Source organism: Chamaesiphon sp. OTE_75_metabat_556 (assembly GCF_031378165.1).
Taxonomy (GTDB): Bacteria; Cyanobacteriota; Cyanobacteriia; order Cyanobacteriales; family Chamaesiphonaceae; genus Chamaesiphon.
The window spans coordinates 1-7,735 of record NZ_JANNDR010000490.1; the positions used below are offsets into that span (position 1 = coordinate 1).

Sequence of the window (7,735 nt, forward strand, 5' to 3'; positions counted from 1 at the left end):
CATTCCGACGAAACTAGACCAGCCACAATCGAAGACCGCTTTTGCCAAACAATGATTGCGCGTGATGTTCTTGACTGCTAGATCTTCCACAACGATGACTTGGTTTTCGTTCACCAGTTTGTGAGAGAGTTTATGCAAAAAGTCTTGTCTTGAATTGCCGATCCGTTGGTGAATTCTTGCTACCAGTTTTCTAGCCTTATTCCGACTGTTAGAACCTTTTACTTTTCTGGATAATTTACGCTGTTTCCGTTTGAGGTTGGATTCATGCTTCTTGATATGTCGAGGATTAGGATACTTAGAGCCAGTGCTAGCAATAGCAAAGTCGGTGATACCCAGATCGATACCAATTGCATTTCCTTCACTACTCGGAGCGGGATACTCACCTTCCTGTTCTGTGAGAATAGCAGCAAAATATTGACCGCTAGGGTTCTTGGAAATAGTAACAGTCTTGACTTCTCCATCAAGCGGACGATGCAAGCTGATTTTGACCCATCCCAACTTAGGGAGATAGATCAGGTTGTCAACAAATTTAGTCCCTTGAGGATATTGAATCGACTGTTTTCCATGCTTCGATTTGAAGTTAGGAAACTTAGCTCTTTTCTCAAAGAAGTTGATGAAAGATTTACTGAGGTTGAGGGTTACAGATTGCAAAACTTGAGAATGACATTCACCCAGCCAAGCAAACTCTTTCTTGAGTGCTGGCAGCAGTGCGTTGAGTCCTTCTCTAGACAATCCTTTTCCTGTCTGGGCATAGGTAGTAGTAGTCTCGTTCAGAGCGCGATTCCACCACCAACGAGCGCAGCCGAAAAACTGAGAAAGCTTTTCGGATTGGGCATCGGAGGGATAGATTCGAGCTTTGACAGACTGATACATCGTTGTTTATCACGAACTGTTTTTATGATAACGCAAATTTGGACGATGATCAACAAGGAATTTGCTCCCTCACTCATCCACCCGTCTGCTTGCCGAGATCTGAAGATTGTCGGATTGCAGACGGGTGGAATCACTCACTCGCTCGGCTTTCATCCCCTCCCTGCTCCACTACGCTGCTGGTCGGGGAACCCGCCCAGTTGCCTTGCTGTCGCGCGTCGCTCCGTTCCCGCGAGGAAGGGGAATTCCCGCCTGTTCTGTTAAATAAGATTCAGGATTGGCATTATCTGTGGGATTGCTCAAGCTCAAGTAGGGGTAATTCATGAATTACCCCTACTTGAGCTTGAGAATCAAGGCCATAAGTTGTTTAATCCACGATCCTAGCGAGATCGCAGCGTGGTTGCAGTTGTATCGATAGGAATTTCCTGTAATAACCGCTCGACAATCTGGGTACCCCGCCGACCGCCGACGGTCATAATGCGATGTCCCAAGACATAGAGAGCCAGAGCTTTGACATCATCGGGGGTTGCATACGATCGACCTTGCAGCCACGCCCAAGCTTGAGTCATGCGATAGAGGGCGACGGCACCGCGCGGACTGACGCCGAGACTCACTTCTCGATCGATCCGCGTCGCCCGCACCAAGGCGACGATATATTCTTGAATCGACAACTCGACTGTAACTTGCTGACACTCGTGCTGGATCGCTTGGAGTTGAGCCAGTGAAATACACGGTTCTAAATTATTGACTGACATACCTGTTGCCAATCCTTGAAGCATTTGCAGTTCTTCGGTGGCTTCGGGATAGCCCAAACTTAATGAGATCGCAAATCGATCCATTTGGGCTTCTGGTAGGACAAATGTCCCGTGCGACTCGATCGGATTTTGGGTGGCGATGACAAAGAAAGGTGCTGCGACGGCTCGTGAGTGACCGTCCAATGTCACCTGGCGTTCTTCCATGACTTCTAATAAAGCCGACTGCGTGCGCGGCGTCGCGCGGTTGATCTCATCTGCCAGCAGAATATTGGTAAATACTGGCCCCGGAATAAACTCAAATTCGCGACTGCCAGGATTCCAAATATTCGTACCCGTAATATCTGACGGCAGGAGATCGGGTGTACACTGAATCCGTTGAAATTTACCCTCGATCGATTTAGCTAGCGATTTGGCGAGTAAGGTTTTGCCAACGCCAGGGACATCTTCGAGCAAAACGTGTCCCCCCGCCAGCAGTGCGGTCAAAACTAACTGAATCGGTCGATCCTTCCCCACGATTTGCTGGGCAATATTGGCAGTCAGCCGTTGAATGGGCGTGGGAGAGACAAGAGTATTCATAGGGAAATTGGGTGAATCGAACAGATGGCGATCGGGCATTCCGGCACAAGGCAATCTCGATTCGAGGTTAAATATGGTGTTACTCTATTTTGCCCAGTTCCGATCGATTTCTTGCCTCAGTCAGAGATGAGACGAGGATTAAGTTTCGAGTTCAGTGTCGATCAATTAGCGTTGTAATCTATCTACCACGCCATATCTGGGGTCTTGAATTTCGATCGAGATTTAGGTTACGATCGGACTCCACAGTTGCTTTATTAGTAAAAACGTACTATAATAATTATTATCCCCGGCTGCCAGTTGTTGGCGTCGATTGAGACAGTTTCTCAGTTAAATACCGAGCTTCAAGCCCCAAAATTCGTGCATTACCACCAATAATTCCTTCGCCCTTTTGGTGTCCTCACATGTTAGTAGCTTCCTCCAAACCTGCCACCGTCGTTACCAATCCTCAGAGTCGGTTTGCGACCAAATCGGCGATCGCGATGCACCTCAAGCGATCGACCGATGATATTTATAAAGTTAATTGCTGGCGATATGTGGTGCATGTCGTCGGCAAAAAGATGAGTACTTTCGTCAGCTATGCCGATCTACCGCCGATTGTCGGTGTCGCCTTGCCCAATCATCGCGATGTCCGTGCTTGGCGCAAACGTTGGAAAAAATACGACCAGATCGCGCCGCTATTTTGGCATAACTTTTATGCGGAGAAACTGCGCCAAGTCACCTCAATGGAAGAGCTACAAGCTTGGGAAGAGGTGTTGAGTTATGTTGGCTTTGGTTTGCCAGAATCCAGTCGGATCGAATTAGAAGGTATCTGTGCGGAAATGACGCATTTTTTGTTCAGTCACGCAGCATAGCCAATCCATTGAGTGACGATTGTTGAGTTCTAAAATGGGCGACGATCTACCGATGGATATGCATGGCTCGATCGTCAGTAGTAACAACCACCATTCTCAATGGGTTTACCGTACCTGTACAAATCCTGGGAATTTGAGATGATAGATGTATCGACCAAAACCAATCAGGAATCAACCGATGAACTTCAATATTAACTCTCTACACAACTGGTATCGTGGTTTATTGCAAAATCCTAAATATCGTTGGTGGGTGATAGCTGCATCCATCGCGTATCTAGTTAGCCCGATCGATTTGGTTCCTGATTTCTTACCGTTTGCAGGGTTAGTTGATGACACATTAATTATTTCGCTGTTAGTTGCCGAAGTTTCGCAAGTTGCCAAATCCAAGCTGCAAGCTAAAAGCAATCGCTCTACCCCAGATACCACCGGTCAAGTTGTGGATGTTCAACCCATTCAATAGGTATAGAGCGCAGATCTAAGTATTTCCAAAAAAAGTGAGTTTTGCGAAGTGGTAATTGCTAACAATTACCACTTTTTTATTGGTATTAGCGAAATAAATTGGGTGCTGCTGTCTGAAATAGTGAAAGCACCCCATCGGCGATTAATTGGACGGCGATCGCCAGAATAAAAAATCCCAGAATGCGATTGAGTGCGCCCATGCCATTGCGACCGAGTAGGGATAAAAGTGACTCGCCCAAGATCAGACAAATATATAGTAGTGCGCCAAATAAGCCGATCCCGATCGCGCAACCCAGATAGTCGCTCCATTCAGTCATCCGCGTCGATATACCGATAATTACACCGATCGATCCGGGGCCAGCAACTAGTGGCGTCGCCATCGGCGTAAACGAGACGTCCTCTTTTGCCACACCAGCTTTTTGCTCGGCATCCATTAAGCGGGGTTTGCTGGCAACCAGTTCCCAGGCGGCGTGGCCGACTAATAAACCGCCAGCGATGCGTAAAACATCGAGGGAGATGCCGAAAAATTGGAGAATCGTGCGTCCGCTCACGAGAAAGACTGTCAGAATCAAAATCACCGCGATCGTCGTGCGTTGCGCCTGCTGGCGGCGTTCTGGGCGACTATCGGTAGCGGTCAAGCTATAAAATATCGGTACGGCACCGATCGGGTTAGCAATCGGAAATAATGCCGCTAATGTCCCGATCGCATAATTAAGGATTGCTGGTGTCATGCCGCGATAATTTTCCTAATGAGAATTGAGGGGACGATTTGTTGTGGTGAGATATTGCCAGCAAGCTGTGGCGATTTCCCACTCTTCTTGAGTATGAATGGCGAGTAATCGGACTGTCGATCGATCTGTCGCTAGATCGCCATCTGGCGGGATCGATCGATTATTCAAATCGGGATCGATTTCTACGCCCAAAAAAGCTAATTTTGCGGCCACAGCAGCCCGAATGCCCCGATGATGTTCGCCAACACCACCCGTAAAAATCAGCGCGTCTAACCCACCGAGAACTGGTAATAGCGAGGCGATTTTGGCCGCGAGGCGATCGATATACATCTCCAGGGCTAATTTGGCTCTCATATTACCAGCATCGATGGCTTGATCGATCTCCCGTAGATCGTTAGATACGCCCGAAACGCCCAAGACACCCGACTCAAAATTCAAGACTCGATCGAGTTCTTCAATCGTGTATTCCCCCTCTCTAACTAGATGCAGGATTATCCCCGGATCGATCGAGCCGCATCGCGTCCCCATCATCAATCCATCCAGCGGCGTAAACCCCATCGTCGTCTCGATACAGCGTCCGACACTCATCGCCGCCAGCGAACAACCATTGCCGAGATGACAACTAATTAAGCGTAACTCATCCAGATTTCGCCCTAATAACTTCGCAGCGCGCCGCGTGCAATATTGATGGCTGATCCCATGAAAGCCATATTTCCGAATCCCTCGCTCCAACCACTGGTAAGGTACGGGATAAACATACGCTACTTCTGGTAAATCCCGATAAAAAGCCGTATCGAATACGGCTAGTTGGGGTAGATTTGGAGCTAATGATTCGATCGCGGCAATTCCGGTTAGATTAGCTGGATTATGGAGTGGTGCATAGATCGACAATCGATCGATTTCGGTTTTAACTTCAGCCGTAATTAGGGTCGGTTGTCGATAGCGTTCGCCACCATGCACGATCCGATTGCCGACGATATCGATCTGAGTGATGTCGGCGATTACTTGAGTTTTACCACTCCAGAGCCAGCTCAAGAGATCGTGAATATCTGCCGCCCGATCGGTACCCGCGCGCTCTTCTTGCGCTGTATTGTCCGCCGTTTTTGCCTTGAAGACCGCAGTTCCCGCCGAGTTCCAGTCAACCTCCCCCGTCCATAACGGTGTGACGGGATCTAAAGACAGCTTTTCCCGCGTCAATCGATACAAACTAGATTTGAAACTACTCGATCCAGCATTGAGTACTAAGATATTTAGATCTTGATTTAGCATTTAAGAACCCTAGATTTCAACTCAGTCAATGAGGCTCATCCTAGATCCAAGCATATATTTTAACTATTTAAGTCTTCCTTTTGACCGATTGTCATCTCTGTCAATTCGACAGTATTCAGGACGATCGACCCGATGCTCGATCGCCTATGGTGCTGTATTTGTGACTAAATAAAACATTACTTGAGATCGACGAAACTAAATTCAGATATCGATCGTAGTAGCTAAATTCACGATCTAGCCAGAAACCCGACTTCTCGAAGAAGTCGGGTTTCTGAGGTAATAAAGCTGTTATTTTCCTTCGGTAAATCCTTTGAAAGCTGCCATCAAAATCTTCACTGCGGGTTGATCGACTGCTTCCTCTAATGCCGTATAGCTACTTTCTTTAATCGCATTAATGATTCTCCCTTTGAGTGTGGGATTTTGGTCGATCGATTCGATCGCTTCTTTAGCAATCTTGGCTTGTCCGGTTTCACTATTAGGGTTATAAAGTTCGCCGAGATTGTCTAATAATGTTTGAATCTCTACGACTGCTCGGGCGAGGTTTTGGGCATTATTAATCTGGGTGCCAATTTTATCGCCAGCAACGTAATCACCCTCGATTTTATTGCCCCTAACATAGTCACCGCCGAATGTATTAGTATTGCCAGTCATGTTATTTTCGATTTTGTTGATATTGTAATTGTGATTGACGATCGATGCCGATGGCGAATCTGCTGGAGTGCGGGTTTTAGCTCGGATTGATCGAGTCTTACCAAACGAAGATTTGTTGTTCAATTGTTGTTCTATTTCTTCTAATTGATCGGTTAATTCTCGAATCTTCTCTTCTTCATCAGCGATCTCTTTTTCTAGTTTAAACTTGATGCTGGGATCTGTCGCGATCGCCAAATCTTTTCGCAATAAATCTAATTTATCAGTCCTTAAATCTAATGCTGACTGAAGAGAATCTCGTTCTTTCTCCAATCGTTTTTGTTGTGAGGGAGTTAAGCCGCTATCATCACGCATTGATTCGATTACCTCATCGATTAGTCGTCGCACATTAATTGATTCATAGCTCTCATCACACTCAACTGTGAATTTCCCATTTTCTAGACGTTTGAGCAGGCTCTGGAGAGTATATGTGTAAGGTGTTTGCGTGTCCTTGCAGATAGCACAATTGCAGGGAATCAGCTCTTCATATTTTAAGCGTTCGTAAGAATCGTGAATTTTCTGAAATTCGTGGCGGATGCGCTCTAGTAAGACTTTTTTCTGGAAACCGACGACGCGGATGCGGATTTCCTTTTTTTCGTAGAACTCGATTACTTCCGCACGGGCACGGCTGTCGGTGAGGATGACACCTTCCTTCCAGACGAGTTGGCTGGTGGCTGGGGCTGGGGCTGGTAGGCTCTCAATTAGGTTGTGCATCTCGACGATGAAGCGGGTGATGATGCCTCTGGGCATAAATTCATATTCGTATCGAAGAATTAGGTTTTCGGCTTCGTTCCAGGTGTAGTCTGATGGAGAGAGAGAGGAGGCTGGGGGCGATGTATGAATGTGTGCTGTTGCGGATGGGGTAACAAATCCCAAATTTTTGCATCAGTTGCAGCAATTCATCATGCATCTGAGCATATTCATCATCGTCCCAAATGGTTTCGAGATCTATGCGGGTAAAACAGCCGTTGTTGGCTTTGACAGTATCGTTGTTGGTGACGCGATAGACGGCATTGGTTGCCCAGTTAGGGTTGAGAATAACGTGATGTTTGAGGACGGGATCTTTTTGGAAGTGCAAACAAATCCCCAAGTCATGGAGGTATTTGCTGATCCTGAGCATTTCCAGGCGATCTTTGAGTCCGTTGGTTTGGCAGAGGCTATAGTATTCCTCGACGCTGATATAGTCTCGATCTTGGGAGTAGTTTTCTAAGACGTTGCGGATTCTCACCCAGGTTTTGGGAATGGGGATGGGGATGTGGGGGAGAGCGGTAATGTGGGCGGCAATAGCTTTCTTGACATCCTCAAGTCCGCGATTGGTGGCGAAGTTGGTACGGACGGAGTTTTGGAGGTTGTCAAATTCGCCTCGGATTTGTCTTTCGTTAAATTGGCACTCGCAGTCTTGTTTTTCGTTTTTGATGATGAAGACAGGGCTATTATCGCTGAGGAGGCGGACGATATTCAGCCAATAGTATAAGTTAGGATTTTCGCGGCGTTCATCGACGAGGAGGGTGTAGAGGGAGCGTTCGGTGAGGAAAAA

General features: G+C 47.0%; 9 protein-coding genes. 2 read left to right on the plus strand and 7 right to left on the minus strand.

From position 1 onward, the window contains the following. From RMO27_RS19700 to RMO27_RS19710, 3 genes are all read right to left on the minus strand, one after another. The coding region (locus RMO27_RS19700) for an RNA-guided endonuclease TnpB family protein (RefSeq protein WP_309735727.1) at window positions 1-873 on the minus strand (873 nt) is incomplete at its 3' end. 168 nt (window positions 874-1,041) lie between these two features. After that, a complete protein-coding gene (locus RMO27_RS19705) occupies window positions 1,042-1,194 on the minus strand; it encodes a hypothetical protein (protein WP_309735728.1) in 153 nt (50 codons plus the stop codon). A gap of 56 nt (window positions 1,195-1,250) precedes the next feature. Next, window positions 1,251-2,201, minus strand: a complete 951-nt coding sequence (locus tag RMO27_RS19710; protein WP_309735731.1) for a MoxR family ATPase — start codon at window positions 2,199-2,201, stop codon at window positions 1,251-1,253. A 401-nt stretch (window positions 2,202-2,602) separates the two neighbouring features. Between RMO27_RS19710 and RMO27_RS19715 the strand changes: the two genes are divergently transcribed. Together RMO27_RS19715 and RMO27_RS19720 are read left to right on the plus strand one after the other, a co-directional pair. Next, window positions 2,603-3,052 carry a hypothetical protein gene (locus RMO27_RS19715; protein ID WP_309735735.1) on the plus strand — a complete coding sequence of 150 codons (450 nt, stop codon included), beginning with the start codon at window positions 2,603-2,605 and terminating at the stop codon, window positions 3,050-3,052. A gap of 178 nt (window positions 3,053-3,230) precedes the next feature. Beyond that, entirely contained in the window at window positions 3,231-3,512 is a 282-nt protein-coding gene (locus RMO27_RS19720) for a YkvA family protein (RefSeq protein WP_309735737.1), read from the plus strand. A gap of 85 nt (window positions 3,513-3,597) precedes the next feature. Here the strand turns inward: RMO27_RS19720 and RMO27_RS19725 are convergent, their stop codons facing one another. The 4 genes from RMO27_RS19725 to RMO27_RS19740 all read right to left on the minus strand — a co-directional run. Then, window positions 3,598-4,242: a MarC family protein gene (locus RMO27_RS19725; protein WP_309735738.1), complete on the minus strand. Its 645-nt coding sequence runs from the start codon at window positions 4,240-4,242 to the stop codon at window positions 3,598-3,600. A 15-nt stretch (window positions 4,243-4,257) separates the two neighbouring features. Beyond that, the gene (locus tag RMO27_RS19730; protein ID WP_309735739.1) at window positions 4,258-5,511 is read right to left on the minus strand and encodes an acetate kinase; all 1,254 of its coding nucleotides are present in this window, start codon (window positions 5,509-5,511) and stop codon (window positions 4,258-4,260) included. A gap of 288 nt (window positions 5,512-5,799) precedes the next feature. Continuing rightward, window positions 5,800-7,041: a COR domain-containing protein gene (locus RMO27_RS19735; RefSeq protein ID WP_396133766.1), complete on the minus strand. Its 1,242-nt coding sequence runs from the start codon at window positions 7,039-7,041 to the stop codon at window positions 5,800-5,802. Next, window positions 6,953-7,735: COR domain-containing protein (locus RMO27_RS19740; RefSeq protein ID WP_309735742.1), on the minus strand; the 783-nt coding region annotated here is incomplete at its 5' end. The genes RMO27_RS19735 and RMO27_RS19740, both read right to left, overlap by 89 nt.

What these genes read in the sequence shown, in the direction of transcription:
- RMO27_RS19705 (WP_309735728.1), bottom strand. Translation starts at nt 1,194, where the DNA reads ATGAATTACCCCTACTTGAGCTTGAGCAATCCCACAGATAATGCCAAT.
- RMO27_RS19710 (WP_309735731.1), bottom strand. Translation starts at nt 2,201, where the DNA reads ATGAATACTCTTGTCTCTCCCACGCCCATTCAACGGCTGACTGCCAAT.
- RMO27_RS19715 (WP_309735735.1), top strand. Translation starts at nt 2,603, where the DNA reads ATGTTAGTAGCTTCCTCCAAACCTGCCACCGTCGTTACCAATCCTCAG.
- RMO27_RS19720 (WP_309735737.1), top strand. Translation starts at nt 3,231, where the DNA reads ATGAACTTCAATATTAACTCTCTACACAACTGGTATCGTGGTTTATTG.
- RMO27_RS19725 (WP_309735738.1), bottom strand. Translation starts at nt 4,242, where the DNA reads ATGACACCAGCAATCCTTAATTATGCGATCGGGACATTAGCGGCATTA.
- RMO27_RS19730 (WP_309735739.1), bottom strand. Translation starts at nt 5,511, where the DNA reads ATGCTAAATCAAGATCTAAATATCTTAGTACTCAATGCTGGATCGAGT.